This window comes from Chitinispirillales bacterium ANBcel5 (genome assembly GCA_029688955.1).
GTDB lineage: Bacteria > Fibrobacterota > Chitinivibrionia > Chitinivibrionales > Chitinispirillaceae > Cellulosispirillum > Cellulosispirillum alkaliphilum.
Map to the genome: position 1 here is coordinate 21,304 of JARUKZ010000017.1, position 22,432 is coordinate 43,735.

A 22,432-nucleotide genomic window follows, 5' to 3' on the forward strand; every position below is an offset into this window, starting at 1 on the left:
CCGCTAAAAGATTTTGAATGCTATGCGCGAAAATCCCGCTGTTAGCCAGGCTCAGCTTGTGGTAATCGTAGGAATAGGTGCAACAATCATTGAGAAAAATAGTAAGTACCTCAAAGATTTTGGCTGGATTGGTAGAATCGGGCCGGCCGCCTCCCGACACACCAGGAAACTGTTCCCATGAAAAAACAACAACTTTGGTTTATACCATTTCCTAAAATTCACGTTTTCTTCTGTGAGTCCGTAGGGTCTCAACCCGTCCATATCTCTTTTGCAGGCCACAGCAAAGTCATTGGGCTTGTGGGATAGTGAAGCGATTTTCGCAACAGGATATTGATCTGATTTCTTCTTTTCATGGCTATTTCTAATAAAACTATACATATTGTCTTTTTTTACTGTGTTACGCTAACGAAAACGTTTGTGAATGATCTTTCTTCCATATTCGTTCCCATCTTGCTTTCCTAATATCTATATTATAAAAAGCTTTGGTGATTAACCAACAGATCACACCCATAATTCCCTGTATTGCTATGTTTTTCGGATTTGTGTTCTCACTATTCCAAAATGAAGAAGTGCTTAAACAAGAATGTGGGATAGAAAATGAGCGAGCTAATACCCAAACATGGTGGATACCGTAAACTAAAAAGCTTTCAGGTATCTCAGCTTATCTACGATGTGACCGTGCGTTTTTGTGAGCGGTACATAGACCGCTTCTCCAGGACTCGCGACCAGATGACTCAGGCTGCCAGAAGTGGTGTTCAAAACATTGCAGAGGGCTCTCAGACCAGTGCTACATCAAAAAAGTTTGAGATTAAGCTGACACAGGTTGCACGGGCAAGTCTGGAGGAGCTAACACTGGATTATGAGGACTTTTTGAGGCAGAGGAAACTCCCAAAACTACCACCACAGCACCCTGCACTGGTGCGATTTAAAGAGTTACGTTGTAAAACCCTGGAAGAGGTGCAGGTTTGGGTGGCACAGGAAAAAAAAAGGGGCACTGACAAGCATGGACACCAACGGAAGCAAAAAACTGATGATGAAAACCAAGCCGCGGCGTACGTCAGTGCCAGTCCGTGCTCACCCTTGTCTTCTGCCTGTCTTGCTGCCAATGCTGCACTATCTTTGTTGAACCTGGCCACATATCTCCTTGACCGTCAGGTCGAACGCCTTGCAATAGATTTCGAAAACCAGGGCGGTTTTACAGAACGTTTATACAAGATCAGAAGCGCTAAACGCAAAGAGCACTTAAAAGACGCAGGTTTGTCTTAAAACGTCTATCGACCCCAAGCTCAATATAGCCAGAATGCCAGCAGGCTTTCAGATTATGTGACCGATGCCGCAAATTGCGGAGTAAAGTAAAAAAACAGTCCGTCCCCTTTTTCCTTAAAACAGTCACTCTAAGAGTTCCTTACACTTCAAAACCCATCCCTCACGCTTTCACGTGGCAAGCAAGCCTCTTGGCGCCCCCGTGATGAACCCGGCACTTGCCACCAGGCCTTGCTGGGGGGTGGCCACCTTCGCCTCGGGCGACCCGTAATCAGAATCCGGATTGTGAAATGTAAAACAGAAACAGAAATACTGTACAACCGAAACACGCTTTCTGTTAACCTGCATAAAGAGAAACGAGCACGGATCATAGCTACTGAGTGCATGTATGCCTGGGACTACACTATAGGGAAAAGATAAAAGGTAGAAGAAAGGAGATAAGGGGGAAGAGAGAATCTTAGTAAAACGCAACCGGTTCACAGTCAAAAAGATCCAACTGCTGAGCAAGGGCGGCTTCCTTAGTTCTGTTTCGCTTCCCTTCAGCAGTTAAGACAAACTTATCGTTCTCAAAATATTCATTAACTCTCATCACATCATAACCGGTGATCTTTTCAAACCCTTCATTGTCGATCTTTCTTCTGATCCTCAGTAAACACTTAATAGTGGTACCGTTTTTAAACTGGACGCGGCCGGTTTGGACAAGCGCTATAAATTCATCTGATTTCAAATCAAAGGAGATGATCGATCCCTGATAGATCCCACGCCACTTGTACCTGCCCCTCTTAAGTACCGGTGAAACCACCTCAATTATCGCGTTGTCCTCTTCAACGGGGTCCAGATTATCACTGATTAACACATACTGCCTGAACTTACCGCGATCGACTATCAGCTCATCTGAAACCCTGTTTTTTTCTTGATCAGTGATAGTAATCGATACCTGGCTGACCCTGGGGTACTTTTGAAGAAGCTTGAAAAAGTTAGATCTCTTTCGTTTAATCACCGTACTGTCGTTTAATTGTTGGCTGCTTCTTGAGACTTCCTGTTTAAGCAGCGCAAGCTCACCGTGTAACTTCTTTAGCTTCTTATCCTTCAAGATGTTTTTTATCAGCCGGTCTGTTTGAGGACCTATGGGGGCGGTGACCGGAGTCACAATGATTCCGCCAAACAACGCTGTGATAAGCGCAGCAACAGCAGTACCCCTGCTAGTTTTAAGTTTAGGCACCACCCGGAACCATCTGCGCAGACCACCTTCACCAAAAGGCTCGGTTTCTATGGTAATAGCGGTATTAAATGATTGCGCTATCTCTTTTAAAACACCTAATATCTCACACTCACACCTGTTCTGAACAATGGCATCAATAGTAGGTGAGTCATCATTGAACCAGTAATGAAGTTCAATGGTATCACCCGATACAGCAGAGATGTTTTGTTCATTTTGCATACTTTCAATCCAGTTCTTCGAAATCACGGGTGTTTCTTCAAAGCAGCCCTACCGAAAGAGGTCGAGATCCTGAAGTGGTATTTCTATTGTTAGGTGTGAGAATGGCTCCCTAAAAGTAGTACTACAGACCAACGCGGAGAACAGACTCGCATACAATATAATATATTGAAAATGAATTTTCGGCGAGAGAAAAAGAGGCGGGGCAGATTCCAGGAAAACGGGTCGCTTTATATGGATGGTTTCGTTGTAACAGGCTTCATGGTAAGGGCAAAGGTACCAGAAAAACAGGGGCAAAACAATGTAGCGACACCAGTTGAGAGCATCGCTACAAATCACCTGCGGTTAAAACTTACATGATCAGACCCGCAAGCTCCTTACCTCTTTGCTTTAGAAGCGCTAAATCGTCTTCAGAGGGAACCCCCTGCCATTCAACCGACTCGATACTTGTCCATTTCATAGAATCGATACGCTGGTCATACTCCTTTTTTGCACCTCCAACCCATCCCCAGCTTCCGATCCGCAGCACCTTTTTGTTGATAAAATGCTTTCTTTGGAAGAGATCAAGTACATGTGCCATAGGCGGAAACATCTTGTATTCGTAGGTCGGCATCGCAAGCACAAGCCCCGAAGCCTTGTATGCGTCCGCAAGCACAAAAGATGAATCGGTGTTGGGAACCCGGTGAATAGTATAGGGGATATTCATCTCCTCGATTCCGCTGATTACCGCGTCGAGACCTACTTTTGTGTAGCCATACATCGATCCCCAAATGATACAGATCTCTTTTTCGCAGGGGCTGCCTGTATTATACCCTGCGTAGCGCGCATACCGTTCAATGATTTCGGCGGGGTTTTTACGCCAGACGATACCGTGGCTGGGCGCAATCACTTTGACTTCAAGCCCACCAAGTTTCTCCAGTGCCCGTTTAACAAAGGTGCTGAAACTTGCCACAATATTGGAATAGTATCTCAGTGATTCCTTCTCATAGAACTGATGCTCCGATTCATTAAACTCATCATCAAAAAGCCGCTCTCCCAGTTTGCCGTATGAACCAAAGGCATCACAGCTGAAAAGCACCTTTTCGGTACGCTCGTAACACATCATCGTCTCCGGCCAGTGAATATTTGGCGTTTCATAAAACTCAAGGACCTTACCGCCCCCAAGATCAAGAGAATCCCCGGTTTTCACTTCACGAAGATTTTCGGTGATTTTGAAAAACTTTTTCACCATGGCAATGCCTTTTGGAGTCGAGATGATTTCGACATTGGGGTTTCTTTTACGAATCTCGGTAACAAAGGCTGTGTGGTCCGGTTCCAGGTGATTGAGGATAAGATAGTCCAATGATTCAAAGGAACTCTGTGCAGAACCAAGCTGCTTTTCAAACTGCCCGATCGATCCTTCCCACTCCTTGGCGAGGTCGATTAAGGCAGATTTTTCGCCTTTGACCAGGTATGAATTGAGAGTAACTCCGTGGGGAATCGGCCATATCCCCTCAAAAAGATCATCTGTTGTGATGTTGGCATGAATCGCAAAGATCCCTTCGCTTATCTTATGTGCATTCATAGTATCCTCCGGATGCTGACGTTAGCAGTTTTTTGCAGCAGGTTTGGTTCAGGTATGTTCGGGTAACACATTGAGTTTCGGGCAATTTATGGCGCCTGTGACATTTCTGTGCGTCTGTGTTTTACCTTCACCTGTTTGTTGATAATTGATGTCAAGAATATATCACAAACCAGAGGATTTGTCAAACCCTGAGGGGCGGCAACTACCGGATACAAAGGCGTTAGGACTACTTTTTCTTCTCTAACTGCTTTAATACCAGTTTCATTCTGGGGATGTTCTGAAGTTTATGCTGGTGTTTTTTCAAAAAGTTCCAGTAGAGTGAGTCCCAGGTGAGAGACCATTCACCTTTTTTAAAATCACTCATCGTAAGAATGTAGTTTGATGAACTGATATAAGGTTTGGTCGAAAGCAGCCCACCATCTGCATATTGGCTCATCCCAAAAACGTTTGGAACCATAACCCAGTCGTAGGCATCGATAAACATCTCCATAAACCACCGATAGATTTCTTTGGGATGGATGTTACTAAGCATCATAAAATTCCCCAGCACCATAAGCCTTTCTATATGGTGGCAGTAGGCATTCTTTAGGACTTTGCTGATAACTGTGTCCACAGGAACGATGCCGGTTTGTGCTGTGTAAAAGGATTGGGGCAGTGGGGAAGTGTTTACAAAGAAGTTTGAGTTTCTTTGACGCTCGCCCTCAAGTAAATACACCTGAAACATATACTCTCTCCAGCCAACGATTTGCCTGATAAATCCCTCTTTTGAGTTGAGCGGAACAGCAGTGGCAAGAACACTTTGAACCACTTCATTGGGGGTAAGCAGGCCGCTGTTAAGCAGCGGGGAAAGTAGTGAATGGTACAAGAATTCTTTATCGGTTGAAATCGCGTCTTCATAATCGCCAAAGTAGGGTAGCCTTTTCTCAATGAACTCCTTAAGCCAGTGACGGGCATCTTTAAAGGTGACAGGATAGAAAAAGCCTGAAGTGTCACCCGGGTTTTGGGAAAAGTGTTTATCTACGTACTCAACCGCTTCGTCTGTAAAGCTGTTTGAGTAACAGGTAACCGGCGGGGGAGTGTAGTGGGGTGGAAGTTTTTTTCTGTTCTCCTTATCAAAGCTCCACTTTCCTCCGATTGGTTTTCCGTTATCATCAATGAGAATATTGTGTTGAAGGCGTTGGTTTCGGTAGAAACCTGCCATGTTGTAATGGCTGCTTTTCTTAAGAGTACCCCCAAAGTAGCCAGGTGAATTACACAACTCTGCTGTGGCTGGAAGTTTTGATTTAAGTTGGGGGTCATAGGGGTCGATCGCGAAAACTTTGTGTTTAGCAATCTGTCTTTGCCAGCTGCGGTTGAACTCAACATAGCGGACTGTATATCCTTTTTGAAATAGAAAATGCTGGTACGCTTTCATTGCAGCCCGGTGAAAGGTGAGCTTTTTCTTGTGAAAGTGAAAATCACGAAAAAAGCATGAATCCTCGACCAGCACTACCTTTCTGTTCTTTTTTAAACAGGGATGATTCTCAAACAGTTGGTTGGGGAATATGACAACGGCTTCATTCATTTATTATCACTCATAGCGGGTTTATCGCGTTACCTTCCATACTGTTGATTGTAAATGCAAAACGTGGACCTGTAGTATAGAATCAGGAGTGAACACATTCAGGGGGGGGAAGAACACCAATACCGCAGGAGAAGTGTGGCTATCGGTTGATAGTAGTGTGCTGCAAGAGGGTGGGGACACCCTATGTATGGGAAGACCGTATCAGGTGGTCAATGATATCTTTGGAGATAGATTTTCCCGGATGACGTTCAGGAAGTTTATTTAAAGGAAACCAGTCTGCTTCGATAATTTCGGATTCATCTATGCTGATCTCACCACTTTGATATTCTGCGGTGAATCCGACCATCACTGAACCCGACCAGCCCCAGGGTTGATTCCCAAAGTAGGTGATATTTTTCACCGTTATTCCGGTTTCCTCGTTAACCTCTCTGGCTACGCACTGTTCAAGAGTTTCACCTGGTTCAAGATAGCCGGCAACGATACTAAAATAGGGAGATTTATAGAGACGACTTTTTACCATCAGCAGCTCATTACCCCGAACAACTCCTGCGATCATTGCGGGAGAGATTCTTGGGTAATTAACCTCGTGGCAATTTGGGCAATTTTTTGCCACTTCTAAATCTGATAGTACAGTGGGGTTACCGCACGCACCACAAAACTGTGTCGATTTATTCCAGTTATACATATGATAGGCATAACTTAGCATTGGAAGAAGATCTTTATCCAAAACAGAGCGGCTGGATGGTAAGCTTATGGAGCGAAAGGGGGTGGTGTCTATATCTCCACAGTAGTGAGCGGTGAGCACAGCCTTATTATCAAAAGTTACTTCCAGCACGTTGGTGAGATGAGGGAGCAGGCTGATAACCTCTTTTGTTTCGGGTAACCGACGATCCTCTTTGGTTAAAAGCAAGTTTTTGTTATTGAAAATAAAACAGTGGTCACTCATTTCTACCGCTTCTGTTATTTGAGAATGCCTTTTAATTATCAACCCTGACATCTCCAATCCTGATCAGGTCATCAAAGCGCCACTCGATATCCAAATCACCGATTCTTGACACATTATCGCCTTTGTAGTGTATCTCGGTATCACCTGCTTTTACCAGTCTTGAAAAGCTGTATTCGAAGCGTTTGTCACCTATCTGGGTAACTTTTCCAAAGGTGTAGTCGACTCTCAGGTCTTCTACCTGTCGTATCTGTTCAATTTCCTGAGAGATGATTAAACAGTCTACAATTGATGTATAAAGTTCAAGAATTTCTGCAGGGAACTCACCGGTTGCTTTCTCTTTTTCTCTGAGATAGGTGCTAAGGATAAAAGCTATCTCGGCTAAATCGGGGACAATTTTTTGGCGTTCGATGTAATCCTCCCAGTGAATCATATCCAGAGAGTAGAGGAAATAGTCGCTGTGATATCGATCAATAGTAAGATCACCGATCTTGTCTATGGTGTTAAAATCTCTTTTGACCTCAACATCACCTATTTGTATGATACGATTGTTGGAGCCGTATTTGATCGCTCTGCCATTAATTTCGCTTATTTTGGAATTACTGTATTCAAATTCAAATTCTCCCAATCTATGAACGAGCCCGTGACGATAATAGACGCTCTGATGTCTAAATGTGTTCACTCTTCTGGGGATCCTTGATACTCTGATCAGGTTGTCGGTAGCAGTAAGAAGCATTTGAAGTTCGGAGCGGTGCTGATGCTCAGAGCTTCTGGCCTCCTGAACGTAGAGGGTAAGTAGGTGTCGGAGTTCAAAAAGATGTTGCTGTACTTTAAGGCGGTCAAAGTATTCGTTTTTATCGATTGAATTGAGATTTCTGTACCGAACCGTAAAATCATAAAGATCAGGGGTGAACTCGTAGATAGGGTCTTTGTATCGGTTGTTGAAATGGATATCAAAATTTGTGCGAAGCCTGTGAGGTCCCACTATTCTAAAATAAAAACCCGCAGGATCGGTTCTGAATTTGGTACTGGGCAGAGGGGTACGATGATGAACTCGTTCGATACTGCTTAAAGAGTGGTATGCCTGCACCGGGTTCACAATAGTGCAGAAAAGCAAAGTAAGCAGCGCAATAATGGATGATGTTGTTTTCAATGTAACACTCACTGTAGAGATACGTATTGGACGATCGTTTAGTTAGACTGGCTAAGCATTTTAAAAGTTACACTAAAGCTCAAAATAGTTATTGCTATAGATTAGCAAATCTTTAACCGTATTAGGAAAAATACACATGTTTACCCTGGTATTGCAAAGATCAAAGGTAATAAGTGATTGTGAATTAGGTGGATGGGGGTAATTGCTGAGGATGGGTTTTTGGGGGACGGACTGTTTTTAGTGCCGTAAGGAGTTTTCAATTTAGTAGTGAGGAGAAGAGGGGACGGACTGTTTTTATCGTCATACTTCTACTCTGTTTTCATCCAAAAATATTGAAGTTTTGCAATCTTGAGGGCGCCTGCAGCGTGAATGGGTGAAGGGCTGGTGTTGCTGGGTACCGGGTATGTGTCAGGGACTTTGAGTGGTTGTTTTTGCCGGGACAAAAGAGGGGACGGACTATCTTTAACACTTTAATCCTGCCTTATGTAGCCTTAAACCAAGCCAGTCCTCCTTCTTTTCAGTTATATGCTCTTCACCCCTCGCAATTAGGGAGTTCATCACTGCTTTTAAGAGCAAGTGGAAGAGAAGTTTGGAGGTCGGTAGGGTTTTCCATGAAGGAGAAGTTTTAGGGGACGGACTGTTTTTATCGTCATACTTCTACTCTGTTTTCATCCAAAAATATTGAAGTTTTGCAATCTTGAGGACGCCTGCAGCGTGAATAGGTGAAGGGCTGGTGTTGTAGGGTACCGGGTATGTGTCAGGGACTTTGAGTGGTTGTTTTTGCCGGGACAAAAGAGGGGACGGACTATCTTTAACACTTTAATCCTTCCTTATGTAGCCTTAAACCAAGCCAGTCCTCCTTCTTTTCAGTTATATGCTCTTCACCCCCCGCAATTAGGGAGTTCATCACTGCTTTTAAGAGCAAGTGGAAGAGAAGTTTGGAGGTCGGTAGGGTTTTCCATGAAGGAGAAGTTTTAGGGGACGGACTGTTTTTATCGTCATACTTCTACTCTGTTTTCATCCAAAAATATTGAAGTGTTGCAATCTTGAGGACGCCTGCAGCGTGAATGGGTGAAGGGCTGGTGTTGCTGGGTACCGGGTATGTGTCAGGGACTTTGTTTTTGCCGGGACAAAAGAGGGGACGGACTATTTATTTTGAGAACGTTGTCTGAGAGATTTATAAAAAGATTTGTCGTGAAAAGGATTAAAAAGGGGTCTATAATTATTGTATGGATTGGGAGCGATCTTTTTTGTAAGTTGTGGTGTTGGTTTTTTTGACTGTGTCCCTTTTGTTCCAAAACCTGGAAACTATAACAATTTAAACACAGTCGTATTTTAACCACTATTAAACCTACTTTATTATAAATCCTGAACCTATTTTGTATAGAGCAGGCTATTTAACCGTTTAATAGGTGGGTACAGTATCAGAAATCGTTGATTTTTGTGGTAATAAAGGTGAAGCATACTAATTCTCTTCAGGGGGTGGTGCTTATCAGGTAAGTGGCAGTTTAAGCGTTTAATTTGATGTGGTGTTTTTATTAATGAAGAGGAGATGTGTTTTATGAAGAAGTTTCTTTTGCTTGTGGCACTATCGGTTCTGTTTTGTGCGGTAGCTGTTTTTTCTGCAACCCCCGTTGCACAGCATGGTCAACTTAGTACTACTTCAAACAGAATAGTAGACCAGAGCGGTAATACGGTTCAATTAAGAGGAATGAGCCTTTTTTGGAGTCAGTGGGAAGGGGGCAGGTTTTATAATAGCGGAACTGTTGATTGGCTTATCGATGACTGGCGGGTAAATGTTGTAAGAGCTGCAATGGGCGCAAACCATCACGAATCCGGAAGTGGCTATGTTTATGATAACAGTGAAGAATACAAGGTTCGGGATGTGGTTGAAGCGGCTATTGCCCGAGGCATCTATGTAATTATCGACTGGCACTCTTACGAAGCACAAACAAACACTGCCGAAGCTGTTGATTTCTTCTCAAGAATGGCAAGAGATTATGGTAACCATCCAAATATTATCTATGAAATCTATAATGAGCCCACAGGTGTTGAATGGGATACGGTAAAAGACTATGCCTCACAGGTAATTCCTGCAATAAGGCAGCATGACAGCGACAACATAATAATCGTTGGAACTCCCAACTGGTCCCAGGATGTGGACGATGCTGCAAATGATCCTATCTCCGGTTCCAATATAGCCTACGCATTTCATTTTTATGCTTCTGATGATTGGCATCAGGAAGACTTAAGAGCAAAAGCTGATTATGCAAAAAACAGTATACCGATTTTTGTAACCGAATGGGGATTAACTCAGGCTTCAGGTGATGGGCACATAGATATTGGCAGAGTGGATGCCTGGGTAAACTGGATGGAACAAAATCAGATTTCATGGACGGCATGGTCGATCGTTGATAAGGATGAGACGTCTGCTGCACTTCAAAATAATCCCAGCTCAACAGGTAATTGGTCTCCGGATCAGCTAACTCAGTCTGGTTCCTATCTTAGGGAAAAAATAAGAGAGTTGAATCCCTCCTCTTATTCTGACCAGGGTGGTGATACTGGTGGTGGTGATACTGGTGGTGGTGATACCGGAGGTGGTGATACCGGAGGTGGTGATACCGGAGGTGGTGATACCGGAGGGACATTATTGAATGGTGATTTCTCACAGGGGGATGACTATTGGAATCTGGAATTCCACGACGGAGCAGGTTCAGGTGGTGTAACAAACGGAGAATACAGGATATCAATTGAGGATGCCGGAAGTGAACCGTGGCATGTCCAATTTACACAATCGGGTATTAGATTAGAAGAAGGCAAAACATACAGATTCTCTTTTGATGCCAGAGCGGAAGGGAGCAGAACCATTGAGGCAAATATTGGAATGGCTGATGATCCCTGGCAGAGCTATATTGGAGAGGGGCACGGTGTTTTTGACTTAACAGCATCTATGCAAACCTTTCAAATTGAATTTACAATGACTCACACTACAGATGACAACTCACGGGTCGAATTTAATGCAGGATCCACTTCATCTGAAGATGTATTCATCGATAATGTAATCATTGAAGAACACACTCCAGCCTCTTCAGTTAATAATGCCTTTGTTAGAAAAGGTGGGTTGTTTATGGAAATTACATCAAACCCACTGAGTCCTGTTGCCAATATAACCTTCAATGTCATTGAGAGAAACAACGTTGTTCTTCAGGTCTTTGATGTTACCGGAAGGCTTGTTGACTCTTTTAGGCCAGGGGTTCTTGATAAAGGAATTTACAATTACACTTTTAACCGAAGCTCTGTTCCTTCGGGAGTGTATTATGTCAGACTAAATACAGGGAATTCACAGGTCTTGAACAGAAAAATGGTGCTTATGAATTAAGTGTACAAAAATATAATTCTTACATGTCGTGTCATCACAATCTCAGACCGCTGGAGTTTTCCGGCGGTCTGTTTTGGTTTGAAAGATATCTATTGTTTACCCAAATAATTATGAGTATATCTGTGCCAAAATGTTGAAAATTCGATCTCACCAGGGGACAGATCTAATGTATGATCAATATGGTACTTGGAAGAAACATCTTTTTTTACTCTTCATATCACATTTCGCCTTGGTTTTTTGGGGCAAGGGAACGGAGATTCATGTGAGTAGAAAGATTTAACAGGGATTAGGCTTCCTGGCAATAATCTAAATTGCAATAAGGAATTTTATAGTTTTGTATAATAGAAACTATTTGTTATTTTCATTTCACCTCTAAAATAGAGTGCTGTTATTCAATTTAAGTTATTTCAGGAATTAAGCGACATGAACGTTTACAGGTTTATTGGGTTAAAGACGACTATTGTGAAATTTGGTATGCTAATCGTCTCAATTGCTTTTCTTTTTACAACAAATGCAGATTATACATCCGAGCCACTTCTGGTGGGAACCCGGGAAACTCCACCCTTTGCCATGCAGGATAAAAACGGGAACTGGTCAGGCATAACAATTGAGCTTTGGGAAAGAATTGCTGCACAGTTAAATATCCCGTATCGCTATAAATCATTTACTCTGCCGGCTATACTTCAGGGTTTAGAGGATGGAACTGTAGATGTTGGTGCGGCAGCACTTTCCATAACCAGTGAACGGGAAACGGTCATGGATTTTTCCCACCCCTTTTTTACAACAGGTCTTGGCATAGCAGTTCATCAGAAACAACAGCCAACATTGTGGTCTATACTAAGAAGGGTATTTTCCAGGCAATTCTTAGAGATTATCGCCACTTTGAGTTTAGTGCTTTTTGTTTTCGGTTTTTTGATCTGGTTTTTCGAAAGGAAACGTAACCGTTCTCAGTTTGGGGGTAACACTTTAAGGGGTATAGGTGCGGGTTTCTGGTGGTCGGCTGTAACCATGACTACTGTTGGATACGGGGATAAAGCTCCGGTTACATTGTGGGGGCGGCTGGTAGCACTGATATGGATGTTTGCAGCAATCATTGGGATCTCAATCATTACAGCATCGATTACTTCTGCACTGACAGTGGCTTCACTGGATACAGAAATTAGTGGCCCCCAGGATTTAAAGAGAGTTAGTGTAGGGACTATAAATAATACAACAAGTTTTGATTATTTACATGATCGGGGAATATATCCTAAACTTTATGATTCGGTAGAAGATGCACTTTTGGCTCTCAGTTCAGGAATCGTTGGCGCGATTGTGTATGATGCACCGATACTTACCTATTTTATAAACCAAAACTATGCCGGAAAACTACATACCCTTTCTTCAACTTTTAATCCGCAAAAATATGGTATTGCCTTGCCATTGGACAGCCATCTGCGTCAACATGTAAATATTATACTTCTTGAGCTGATTGAAAATGGCGATTTGAACAGAATAAAACAGCGTTACCTCGGGGAGTAAAAAAGAAAACTATTTATACAGTATCGTTTTCTGGTTGCAAACCAGAAAAATGGGTTTAGTATCATAGTTATCATTATTTTGGCTATGAAAATAACATTTGAAGAGATAATGGTTTGACAGCGAATTGTACATTGTTTTCGTATCGCGAAAAGTAGTTGATATTGTAGCCTGCAAACTACTATTTTGGCATGTGAGAAAGTTAATAAAATTAGCAGAACTTAATATTTGCAAAACAAAAGAAAAAAAATAAATTGTCACCCAAATATAACATATTGTTCTATAATCAAATATATAAAAAAAGGATTGAAATAAATCTTGATTATATATATAATCTTAATTAAAGAGTATTACTGGTAATACAAAATTTGAAATGCTTTTAGCATTTGAAAATTTCAAAGAGAGAGAAAGTTTATTTCCCATCACCCTTAATGTATGGAGGTGCTATGTATACTCGTAACTTGCTAAATGCAGTATTTGTTGTTGTTCTGGCAGTCTTTTCTGTACATGGTTCTATATCGGTAAGAGTGTATTCAAGAGAGGATGCGCTGCATGAGAATAATGTTTCACGACCACGAATCTATATCGAAAATAGTGGCACTGAACCAATAGCTGATTTCTATTATTATTACTTTTTTAAGCCTGAGGGGGGAGTGCCGGTTTTTCAAGAATACTATGCTCCTGATTGTATTATAACAATGCATGATACTATAAATGGAATATACTTTCTTAAATATGATTTTTCGGGACTGACTCTTGGGCCAGGTGAAATACATCCCAATACCGATGGTAATTCTGTTGGTTTGATGTACGATGATTGGGCAGAATGGAACAAAACAAACGATCCATCCAACACTAGAAGTGATTACTTCACACTTAATGGTGCGATTTCAGTTTTCCTTTCAGATGGGACTCAGATTTATGGTAACGGAATCGAAGATCCGGAAAACCCTCCGCAACCCCCTGTAATCAATCTAAGTCAGGGAAATTACGCAGTGTATTCCAAAGAATTTACTGACATCAGGGATCGCTCAACTATACGGGGCGGACGGGTTGGTTCTGCTTTTTATACAGAAGCAGGGGCTGGCACAGAGATTTTCGGAGGAATCTACTCCGGTGGCAACGTTTTTATCAGAGAGAGAGCTAACATTGAAGGAGATGTTGCTGCTGTACAAAGTATTAACAAACAAAATGGAGTAGTTGTGAGCGGTGAACAACGCCAGTATGCTCAAATCACTTTTCCCCCTATTCCCGAAATTGAGGTAGAGTACAGTGGCGCTGATGTGTCAGTTGGTCCGGGCGAAACAGCTACTTTAGATCCGGGGCAATACAGAACGATTCAAATATTCAGTAACGCGACTGTTACTCTCAGCTCAGGAACCTATTCAGCAAAGAACTTCATTGTTGAGCCGGATGTAAATATAATAGTTGAGGTGGAGGATGAAGGTAAGGTTGAAATACACGTAAGTGATCAGATCAGTATTGGAGACAGGTTTGAGATGGCCTTAGATACTTCCCTCTCCCCCTACTATGTTTCATTTTTTAGCGGCCAGTCGGGGCAACTGAGAATAGGTACCGATGCTTTGTTGTATGGAGACATAAAAGCTCCAAATGCAGATATCTATCTCTCATCCAGAACCACTCTTTACGGCTCAATAGCAGGAAAAAAAGTTGTCGTTGAGCCTGATGCAATCGTATGTACACCCCCTGTTTTGTTTGATTTTTATCACAACAGATGGGCACAGGCACCTTCTTTTGATCCTACAGTTTTTAGATATAAAACAGTGTTCCCCGAGAGTGAAACGTACATAATACCAAAAGTAGACTACTTACCAGGAGTAACTGTTACTGTAAATGGGGGTGAGCCGGGGTTGCCAATAGATTTGACTGGAGACACTACTGACATAGTGGTTAACCTTGAAAACGATGTTGGCTGTGGTAGTAGTCAGTACATACTTTCGGTTATTAGGTCACCTAATCATCAATTGTTTGTAAATGTAAACTCTCCTGCGCCTGAAAGTGAACAGGATGGAGAAAGTTGGGAGACCGCGTTCGCGGACTTGCAGCCCGCTATCGATAAGGCTGTTACGGAAGGAAGGGAACTATGGGTTGCTATAGGTGTTTACAATCCAACCTACAGAACCGATCCCGATGATCCCAGATCTGCTACTTTCATGATGTATCCGGGGCTTAGAATAATAGCCAGTTTTCTTGGTACCGAAACCAGCTTGCCTCCAAGGGGGGATGCGTCTAACCCCACGGTGTTATCGGGTGATCTGGAAGGTAATGATGACCTTGTTTCTCAATGGCCGCCGGCTCCTGGTGACAGTATCTATTTAAATGATAATGCATACAATGTAGTCACAATGGAAGGGCCAAGCTATGGTAGCAAGGCAATACGAGTAGAACGAGTAGTGATTACGGGTGGAGTGGCGCAAGGGGGTGGTGAAAAAAGCACCGGAGCAGCCATAATGAGTAGAAACAGCACCCCTTCTATATATGATGTATATATAGAGCGCAACATCGCTGACTCCTCAGGGGGAGCTATTGCGTCAAGAGCCGGCTTTAGTCTACTTGAGAGAGGTGAAGTAAGATACAATATCGCAAAAAGTGGTCGGGGAGGGGCAGTATATTCTTTTGGCGCGACTTCACTTATAAAGGAAGTGAATTTTTCCTATAACAGGGCGCTGGATTCATCAGAAACTGCCGGGGGAGGTGCTCTTGCCATCCATAATACGGATTTGACCATAGAAAATGTTAACTTTATAGCAAACCGGGCTTCAGGAAAAGGGGGGGTGGTCTATAGTGTGGAAAGTGATTTGTTTATGACCGGATCATCCTTTTTTGATAACAGGGCCGTAATCTTTGCTCAAGGAATATGGCATGAAAACTCTACTGCTACACTGGAAAATTCACAAATATTCAGTGACAGGGAAAGGGAGATTTTTGGAGGTGGAGGTTTTGATATTAAAGATTGTGTAGATTTTTTTGGTCTTTGAAACGATGGTGAGCGTAACTGGTTTAATCATAAATCAGTTACGTTTTTATTGGTGAGATACAAATATAGAAAAAAACGGAAAAATATATTTTAGATGTAATTTTTTTTGTATTTTCTTTCTCTTAAATCTCTCACTTTTCCAAAAGAGGCCTGGTTTATGGCAAAACTTGTTTATAAAGGTAAAACAAAGGATGTGTACGCACTTGAAGATGGAAATTACCTACTTGAATTCAAGGATGATGTTACAGGTGAGGATGGCGTATTTGATCCTGGTGCAAACTCTGTAGGGCTTACCATAGAAGGAGTAGGTAAAGCCGGCCTTAAACTCACAAAACAATTCTTTGAGGTGCTGCGGGATAAAGGAATTCCAACCCATTATATAGATGCAGATATCCAAAACGCTACTATGAAAGTTAAACCAGCCACAGTGTTTGGACAAGGCCTGGAAGTAATTTGTCGTTACAGAGCTGTTGGAAGTTTTCTGCGTCGGTACGGAGATTATGTAAAAGAGGGCGAGCCACTTGATGCATTTGTTGAAGTTACCCTCAAAGATGATCAGAGAAATGACCCTGTTATAAGTAGTGATGCACTGGAGATGCTTGGTATCCTTTCTAAAGACGAGTACAAAAGACTCAAAGAACTCACGATCGCAATTTCAGGTATCATAAAATCAGAGCTGGAAAAGAAAAGCATTGAGCTTTATGACATCAAACTTGAATTTGGGAGAGTGCAACCGGATAACCAAATCGTTCTTATCGATGAGATTTCAGGTGGTAACATGAGAGCCTATAAAGATGGAAAGTATATAGAGCCGCTTACTCTTGAAAAATTAGTTACTGGGTAATACACCAAAACAGGATTTTAACTCTGTGAAATTATTGATTTCACAGAGTTGTACCCCTCCCTAAGATTAGCAAAAAACTGAGTGAGTTTTTGGTCCTATAAGATAATCAGAATGTAGCGTTGCCCGCGGAATAAACAGAAATATTCATTCATATATAATGAAGAAAATGGCCGAATTTTTGCTTCCACTTACGGGTGCACCACTAATGGAGAACGTTTGTTATGGGAAGCAAATCAGTTTTAACGGTACCAGGAGCAGTATACCAGGTTTTTGCTCATGGCATTCCAGAAAACGGCATTTTCAGAAACGATAATCTTAAAGCATATTTTCTGAAAAAACTTTCAGAATTGTTGAAAAATTATAGTTATCGATGTTTGGGCTGGTCTGTTTTGGATGATCATTTTCACCTCATAGTAAAAACTAGTATCCTTCCAATCTCTTCATTTATGAACAAACTTAACACAAGTTTTGCTTTGCGCTACAATCATGTACATAAAAGGGAGGGACATGTTTTTAGTAGCCGTTTTAATGGGATAATAGTACAGGAGGAACTTTTTATTAAAGATCTGGTCCGATGGGTTCACTTAAACCCTGTACGCAGGGGGGCTTGTTCGTTAAACAGTTTAAAGTCTTACAGATGGAGTGGGCATAGAGAAATTGTGAAGGATGAGCAAGGAATTATAGATTGTGATGCACTTTTAAGAAATTTTTCCGGGGTTAAACCTGTAAATTCTTACAGGAAATTTGTCCTTTCTGCACCTCAAAACTATAGAGATGTTTTTCTCATTAGGTGCGTAAGAGAAGCAAACCAAGGCTGGTATAGTTTCACAAAAGCTGAAAGTTGGGTTGTTGGGGACCCAAAATTTACAACTATGGTGTTTAGCTGCGATATTACCGGAAGTAGAAATGTAGCTCGATATATAAAAGAGAATGTGAGCTTGGAGAAATTAAAGAATAACATAGTTTCTTTAATGAAAGTGAAAAACAGCGATTTCTTTAAACCAAAACGTTCCAATGTTTCTAAACTTGCACAGGAAGTGCTTGCGTTTGTTGCGCTATACAGATTTGGTTTCAAAAGAAAAGATATTGCTACTTACCTTGGGGTATCTAACGCAACGGTATCTAAGCTCATAAAGCAGGGTCATGCTTTTTGTGAAGGTAGCGCCGCTATACACACTCTGTTTAAAGAGATAGAAGAAATGGCTTTGATGAAGAATGAAATGTAGTGAAGGGTGGATGTAGAAGGTGGGGGAGTTACAAACTACTCTATTTAAGACCTTTGGCCTGATTCTTTTTAGCTTAGGGGCAGCAAGCTCTTCTCAATTCTGCATCGATAAGTTACGCGCCCACCTTCCTTCACCTAAAGAGCAAATTTGTGCTGAAAATGGCGCCTTTTATGCCTATATCAGTAAATACGACCTTCCCTCAAACAACATTTGCCACACACTCTCTACCTTTGAATCAGATTCTTTTGTTTGTGCAGCTCAGGTTTTTAAGGTCAAAAAGGCGCAAGGTACAGTTATTCTCGTACACGGATACTATGACCATGTGGGAATGCTTACTCATCTTATTGAAAAAGCGTTGTCTTCGGGGTTTAATGTGGTGGCTTTCGATCTTCCCGGCCATGGGCTCTCAACGGGAAAGAGAGCTTCAATCGAATCGTTCGATCATTATACAAACGCATTTAAGAGTGCAGTAGCCATTGCTGCTGATGAGCTCCCCGGGCCCTATTTTGCCGCCGGACATTCAACTGGTGGTGCAGTAATCATAAGTTACCTTACTACTTACGATGACTCTAAAATTGAAACGGCTGTGCTCCTGGCTCCTCTAATACGCAGTTCCCATTTCCGGGTCGCAAAAATTGCTCACTTCATTACAAGCCCCTTTAAAAGTAAGCTCCCCCGATGGTTCAGAAACTCCTCTTCAGATACACTTTTTCTCAGAAAACAACAGAATGATCCATTGCAGCATCAGTATTTTCCCATGCAATGGGCCACCGCTTATTATGAGTGGGAGAGAAATATACAAAATATGAAAACGGTAAGTGTTCCGATAACTATCGTTCAGGGTGATGAAGATAATGTAGTAAATTGGAGGTATAATATACCTTTTCTTGAGAAAAGGTTAGAAAAATGCACGACCAAAGTGGTCGAGGGCGCGAAGCATCAGTTATTTAATGAATCCAAAACGATTAGAAGAGAAGTTTTAGACTACTTTATAGATGCTTTAAAGAGGGGGGTAGAAAAGTAGCTTCCCCGTTCCAAAGAACTTCTTGGTTTGAAACGGGAAAATTATTTTTGGAGTTCCTTATTACTTGCTCAATTGTCGTCCTCAGGTACATGGCCATGCTCTAAGGCGTGTGCCAATTCATTATCTGTGGTTTCAGTAGCAAAAGACTCCTGAGCCGTGAGATTATAGGACCTTATGAGCCTGCCAAGGCGATCCCAGCGTATCCATGGAAAGCCTGAATCAAGCGACATATAGAGAATAAAAGCTTTTGCTTTTATGTAGTTACGATTCACATACCCCCAGTATCGTGAGTCCATGGAGTTGTTACGGTTGTCACCGATCATAAAATAGTTATCAAACCTGACTTGGTATTCTTCTATCTCCTGGCCATCTATATAGACATGTTTTCGGAGTTCGATTTCTGCATCCGGATAGCGTTTTTGCACCCCACTTTCTACATGCTTTAAAACATTGTCCAGTTCAACCCAGTCATCAATTGTATTGAAATCAAAGGGAACCTGCTTGTTTTTTAACCTGTTAAAAACAGTAACTCTACCCGAAAGCAGGTCGTTAAGAGTTATAGTAGTATTAAAGGCGGGGAACCGGGCATCGTTTGAAAATTCACCATCAAGGTATAAAGAAAAATCGATTGAAACATCCCTGCGTGGGTTTTCCTGTCTAACCAGGTGTTTAAAGAACAAAAACTCTCTTACCGGCATCAGTTGAGGTATTAAAACATCACCTTCAGCAGGTATCTCGAGCGGAGCAAAAAAGGAGATGCGTGGATCAAGAGTATTGCCGGTTATGTATTTCCCATCGGGGGGAAGTTCAATTGGTATATCATCTACCAGTACAAGCTGGTTTCTTATTTCTACCGTAGAGCCCGGGCCTGCGATGTTGCGCTTAATGTAGTCTTTTCTTTCGGTTCCGGGATACTTAAATATTACAACATCACCCGGCTTGGGGTCTGCAAAGGCGGGAAATCGGGTAGTTATCCCCAGGTCCTGTGAAAAGGGGACAATAGGGGCACCATAGATAAACTTAAGGCCCAGAAGCATATCGCCAACCAGCAGACTGTCTTCCATTGAGCCGGTAGGGATTTTAAAGGCCTGGATCACATATATTATTGCGATAAGGGCCATAGCAAGTGCAGAGCCCATCTCTCTGAATAATCGTAAAATTCCGGCCTTCTCAGACCTGCGGGCTTGATCTTTGGACAATGTGATTCCTCCGTCTTAAAATAACGTTGAGCATAATGTTGCAGCTGGAATAAAGGCATGCTTTTAAAAAAGCTATTTCGTTACTACTGAAAGAATATTTAAAATACGTTAATTCTTAATCTCCGGTCCACCTTTTAAGGGATGCTCTGTTTGGTTTTTTCAATTCTTAGGCCTTAATCGTTCGGGTAATGTCGGTTTATTCCGATATATAGATGTAATACCCGGGGAGTGGATCTCTCTTTATGGATTATTGAGGACAGAAAGAATTTCGGAATGAAGATGTTTATTGGTGAAAAGAATTGAGCCGTTATGGATTGAATCATTACCTTTTATATCGGTATAATACCCTCCGGCTTCCCGTATGATGCAGGCTGCAGCTGCACAGTCCCACGGTTTATCCAGAAGGTTAACACAGATATCAATTTTGCCGCTTGCGAGGCATACATAGCTGTAGGCATCCATAAAGCCGTACGTATAATCCCACCGCTTCATCAGCTCTAGCAATTTGGGCCCTATCGGTTGGTTTGCATTTTCCACATACCCTAAAACACTGCCCATAGCATTTTGGAGTTTTAAAGTGGGAGAAACCTTTATACTGTTATTGTTAATAAAAGCACCGCCGCCCTTTGTACCATAACACATACAGTCCATGGCAGGAAGATAAATTACCCCAAGAACAGGTTCATTGTCCTGTTCCAGTGCAATAAGGACGCTATAAGTTGGAATCCTACGGATAAAGGGGCGAGTTCCATCAAGAGGGTCAACTATCCATCTTCTACCATTATTTGTCGCAATTTCTTCGGTTTCTTCGCCCAAAAAACCATCCTCAGGATATTCATTCAGGATGATCTCTTTAATCGTTTGCTCACACTTTTGATCGATTTGCGTAACTGGTGAGCAGTCGCTTTTTCGCTCTATAGAGAGTGCTGTTCCCAATCCTTTTTTTTGAATTGCACCCGCTTTTTGAGCTGCTAAAAGTGCGGTCGACAGTTCTTTTTTTAACATGTAACTTCCTGAAAGTAGTTAGTTCTTAGATGTAGTTTCCGTTTGGATTTCAAGCCTATCGGTGTCTCTGCACCCCAGTGAGGCAGTAGCCCTTAATTTAGAAAACCGCACACATAGTTTTCTACTTATTCGTTTTAAGTAGTTTTTTCTTACGATTAAACAACTTTATGCCTACATGTTTTCTGCCCAGAATAAGCCCAATCAGTGCTCCGAAAACAGTTCCGGTGCCACGGTTAAAAGCAAATGCAACGATTTTGCCCAACAGTGATAGGATAAGTTTTAAAACCGATGAGAACGTGCCTAAAACTTTTGAAAGTAGCCAAAACGGTAAGGATAAGATTTTGCAGATCATTTTTTCACACTCCTCTTTTTTTACCTGAGTAGTTCTACGGTACCGATAAGTGAAAGGGACAATAGTTAAATATATAGTAATTCCTACGAAAATAGTATGCAAAACTTAATGAAAGTATGTTATAGCAGAGCCTGTGCCATAATTTTTTGGAAGGCATAGGGTGTTTTCACAACCCAAAACTCTTGGCAGGTTTTTTGACTGTTTCTAAAAGTAAATCGAAGGGGTGATGATGGGAAAAAATGATGGAAACTAACCCTAAAGGTTGTTGTAAGAGCTGGTATACTGAAAAAACGAATTGAAAAAAGACTGGGCAGAAGTGATTTTTTAGTCTGTTTTGAATAAAATTCTTAATTATAAGGAAAAGATATGAATATAGCTACCCTTTTTACTACATCAAGAGTAGTCTTTGCCCCCCTTTTTGCTTACTTTTTTATAACTGGTTTTCCCACAGACCAAACTGCATGGATTTGGATCTGTTTTGCTCTTGCCGTTCTCATTGAGCTAAGCGATCTGTTAGATGGTACTATTGCAAGAAGCAGGGGCGAAGTGACTGATTTTGGGAAAGTCTTCGATCCGGTGGCTGATAGTGTATCACGGCAGACCATTTTTATCTCCTTTATGGTTACTGGAGTGATCCCTTTATGGATGTATCTGATATTTTTCTATAGAGATGCTTTTTTGCAACTGCTTAGAATCGTGTGCGCTTCAAGCGGAATCGTTCTGGCTGCCAGAAAATCGGGAAAAGCAAAAGCCGTACTCCAGGGGATTGCAACTTTTGGTGTCCTATTTGTGATCCTGCTGCTTCGCTATCAGGTTGAATGGATGCCTGCTCAGATCCTTGGTTTTCACCCTGGCTTCTGGGTCATGCTTTTACCAACGCTTTTTACACTTCTTTCAGTTATAGACTATGTTATTCCAAATAGAAAACTTATCGGCAAGATGATGGAGACTAAATAAAAATA

Annotated in this window: 19 protein-coding genes; 11 read left to right on the forward strand and 8 right to left on the reverse strand. The window is 41.8% G+C overall.

Annotated features, from left to right (window positions below; genetic code table 11):
• The first annotated feature begins 22 nt into the window (after window positions 1-22).
• The 3 genes from QA601_10500 (at window position 23) to QA601_10510 (ending at window position 1,683) form a co-directional block, all read left to right on the forward strand.
• Window positions 23-181, forward strand: coding sequence for a hypothetical protein (locus QA601_10500; GenBank protein ID MDG5815511.1), 159 nt, complete (start codon window positions 23-25; stop codon window positions 179-181).
• Window positions 182-597: 416 nt separating this feature from the next.
• Complete coding sequence (locus QA601_10505) at window positions 598-1,266, forward strand: four helix bundle suffix domain-containing protein (GenBank protein ID MDG5815512.1); 669 nt, start codon at window positions 598-600, stop codon at window positions 1,264-1,266.
• Window positions 1,267-1,548: 282 nt separating this feature from the next.
• The gene (locus QA601_10510) at window positions 1,549-1,683 is read left to right on the forward strand and encodes a hypothetical protein (GenBank protein MDG5815513.1); all 135 of its coding nucleotides are present in this window, start codon (window positions 1,549-1,551) and stop codon (window positions 1,681-1,683) included.
• A 37-nt stretch (window positions 1,684-1,720) separates the two neighbouring features.
• Here QA601_10510 and QA601_10515 read toward each other — a convergent pair whose 3' ends face one another.
• Window positions 1,721-2,704 (reverse strand): hypothetical protein, encoded by a 984-nt coding sequence (locus tag QA601_10515; protein MDG5815514.1) that lies wholly within the window; start codon window positions 2,702-2,704, stop codon window positions 1,721-1,723.
• A 231-nt stretch (window positions 2,705-2,935) separates the two neighbouring features.
• Between QA601_10515 and QA601_10520 the strand changes: the two genes are divergently transcribed.
• Window positions 2,936-3,061 (forward strand): hypothetical protein, encoded by a 126-nt coding sequence (locus QA601_10520; protein MDG5815515.1) that lies wholly within the window; start codon window positions 2,936-2,938, stop codon window positions 3,059-3,061.
• Here the strand turns inward: QA601_10520 and QA601_10525 are convergent.
• The 4 genes from QA601_10525 to QA601_10540 all read right to left on the reverse strand — a co-directional run bounded on the left by QA601_10525 (window position 3,054) and on the right by QA601_10540 (window position 7,925).
• Window positions 3,054-4,265, reverse strand: coding sequence for an FprA family A-type flavoprotein (locus tag QA601_10525; protein MDG5815516.1), 1,212 nt, complete (start codon window positions 4,263-4,265; stop codon window positions 3,054-3,056). The two genes, QA601_10520 and QA601_10525, sit on opposite strands and share 8 nt — an antisense overlap.
• A gap of 226 nt (window positions 4,266-4,491) precedes the next feature.
• Window positions 4,492-5,829 carry a cryptochrome/photolyase family protein gene (locus QA601_10530; protein ID MDG5815517.1) on the reverse strand — a complete coding sequence of 446 codons (1,338 nt, stop codon included), beginning with the start codon at window positions 5,827-5,829 and terminating at the stop codon, window positions 4,492-4,494.
• 181 nt (window positions 5,830-6,010) lie between these two features.
• Entirely contained in the window at window positions 6,011-6,826 is an 816-nt protein-coding gene (gene nudC, locus QA601_10535; GenBank protein ID MDG5815518.1) for an NAD(+) diphosphatase, read from the reverse strand.
• Window positions 6,807-7,925: a hypothetical protein gene (locus QA601_10540; GenBank protein MDG5815519.1), complete on the reverse strand. Its 1,119-nt coding sequence runs from the start codon at window positions 7,923-7,925 to the stop codon at window positions 6,807-6,809. The genes nudC and QA601_10540 overlap by 20 nt, the downstream gene beginning before the upstream one ends.
• Window positions 7,926-9,486: 1,561 nt before the next feature.
• On the opposite strand from QA601_10540, the gene QA601_10545 reads away from it, so the two are divergent.
• From QA601_10545 to QA601_10570, 6 genes are all read left to right on the forward strand, one after another.
• Window positions 9,487-11,304, forward strand: coding sequence for a cellulase family glycosylhydrolase (locus QA601_10545; protein ID MDG5815520.1), 1,818 nt, complete (start codon window positions 9,487-9,489; stop codon window positions 11,302-11,304).
• Between the two features lie 423 nt (window positions 11,305-11,727).
• Window positions 11,728-12,825, forward strand: a complete 1,098-nt coding sequence (locus tag QA601_10550) for a transporter substrate-binding domain-containing protein (protein ID MDG5815521.1) — start codon at window positions 11,728-11,730, stop codon at window positions 12,823-12,825.
• Window positions 12,826-13,268: 443 nt separating this feature from the next.
• A complete protein-coding gene (locus QA601_10555; GenBank protein MDG5815522.1) occupies window positions 13,269-15,821 on the forward strand; it encodes a hypothetical protein in 2,553 nt (850 codons plus the stop codon).
• Between the two features lie 156 nt (window positions 15,822-15,977).
• Window positions 15,978-16,664: a phosphoribosylaminoimidazolesuccinocarboxamide synthase gene (locus QA601_10560; GenBank protein ID MDG5815523.1), complete on the forward strand. Its 687-nt coding sequence runs from the start codon at window positions 15,978-15,980 to the stop codon at window positions 16,662-16,664.
• A gap of 221 nt (window positions 16,665-16,885) precedes the next feature.
• Window positions 16,886-17,890: a transposase gene (locus QA601_10565; GenBank protein ID MDG5815524.1), complete on the forward strand. Its 1,005-nt coding sequence runs from the start codon at window positions 16,886-16,888 to the stop codon at window positions 17,888-17,890.
• Window positions 17,891-17,909: 19 nt separating this feature from the next.
• Entirely contained in the window at window positions 17,910-18,914 is a 1,005-nt protein-coding gene (locus tag QA601_10570; GenBank protein MDG5815525.1) for an alpha/beta hydrolase, read from the forward strand.
• A gap of 68 nt (window positions 18,915-18,982) precedes the next feature.
• On the opposite strand, the gene lepB is transcribed toward QA601_10570, so the two are convergent.
• The 3 genes from lepB to QA601_10585 all read right to left on the reverse strand — a co-directional run bounded on the left by lepB (window position 18,983) and on the right by QA601_10585 (window position 21,470).
• On the reverse strand, window positions 18,983-20,113 hold the full coding sequence (gene lepB / locus QA601_10575; protein ID MDG5815526.1) for a signal peptidase I: 1,131 nt from the start codon (window positions 20,111-20,113) through the stop codon (window positions 18,983-18,985).
• 240 nt (window positions 20,114-20,353) lie between these two features.
• On the reverse strand, window positions 20,354-21,118 hold the full coding sequence (locus tag QA601_10580) for an inositol monophosphatase (protein MDG5815527.1): 765 nt from the start codon (window positions 21,116-21,118) through the stop codon (window positions 20,354-20,356).
• A 121-nt stretch (window positions 21,119-21,239) separates the two neighbouring features.
• Entirely contained in the window at window positions 21,240-21,470 is a 231-nt protein-coding gene (locus QA601_10585; GenBank protein MDG5815528.1) for a hypothetical protein, read from the reverse strand.
• A gap of 366 nt (window positions 21,471-21,836) precedes the next feature.
• Between QA601_10585 and QA601_10590 the strand changes: the two genes are divergently transcribed.
• Window positions 21,837-22,427: a CDP-alcohol phosphatidyltransferase family protein gene (locus QA601_10590; GenBank protein ID MDG5815529.1), complete on the forward strand. Its 591-nt coding sequence runs from the start codon at window positions 21,837-21,839 to the stop codon at window positions 22,425-22,427.
• Window positions 22,428-22,432 lie beyond the last annotated feature (5 nt).

Bases quoted from the DNA above. Each gene is read 5' to 3' on its own strand.
- QA601_10500 (MDG5815511.1), top strand. From the start codon at position 23: ATGCGCGAAAATCCCGCTGTTAGCCAGGCTCAGCTTGTGGTAATCGTA.
- QA601_10505 (MDG5815512.1), top strand. From the start codon at position 598: ATGAGCGAGCTAATACCCAAACATGGTGGATACCGTAAACTAAAAAGC.
- QA601_10515 (MDG5815514.1), bottom strand. From the start codon at position 2,704: ATGCAAAATGAACAAAACATCTCTGCTGTATCGGGTGATACCATTGAA.
- QA601_10520 (MDG5815515.1), top strand. From the start codon at position 2,936: ATGGATGGTTTCGTTGTAACAGGCTTCATGGTAAGGGCAAAGGTACCA.
- QA601_10525 (MDG5815516.1), bottom strand. From the start codon at position 4,265: ATGAATGCACATAAGATAAGCGAAGGGATCTTTGCGATTCATGCCAAC.
- QA601_10530 (MDG5815517.1), bottom strand. From the start codon at position 5,829: ATGAATGAAGCCGTTGTCATATTCCCCAACCAACTGTTTGAGAATCAT.
- nudC (MDG5815518.1), bottom strand. From the start codon at position 6,826: ATGTCAGGGTTGATAATTAAAAGGCATTCTCAAATAACAGAAGCGGTA.
- QA601_10545 (MDG5815520.1), top strand. From the start codon at position 9,487: ATGAAGAAGTTTCTTTTGCTTGTGGCACTATCGGTTCTGTTTTGTGCG.
- QA601_10550 (MDG5815521.1), top strand. From the start codon at position 11,728: ATGAACGTTTACAGGTTTATTGGGTTAAAGACGACTATTGTGAAATTT.
- QA601_10555 (MDG5815522.1), top strand. From the start codon at position 13,269: ATGTATACTCGTAACTTGCTAAATGCAGTATTTGTTGTTGTTCTGGCA.
- QA601_10560 (MDG5815523.1), top strand. From the start codon at position 15,978: ATGGCAAAACTTGTTTATAAAGGTAAAACAAAGGATGTGTACGCACTT.
- QA601_10565 (MDG5815524.1), top strand. From the start codon at position 16,886: ATGGGAAGCAAATCAGTTTTAACGGTACCAGGAGCAGTATACCAGGTT.
- QA601_10580 (MDG5815527.1), bottom strand. From the start codon at position 21,118: ATGTTAAAAAAAGAACTGTCGACCGCACTTTTAGCAGCTCAAAAAGCG.
- QA601_10585 (MDG5815528.1), bottom strand. From the start codon at position 21,470: ATGATCTGCAAAATCTTATCCTTACCGTTTTGGCTACTTTCAAAAGTT.
- QA601_10590 (MDG5815529.1), top strand. From the start codon at position 21,837: ATGAATATAGCTACCCTTTTTACTACATCAAGAGTAGTCTTTGCCCCC.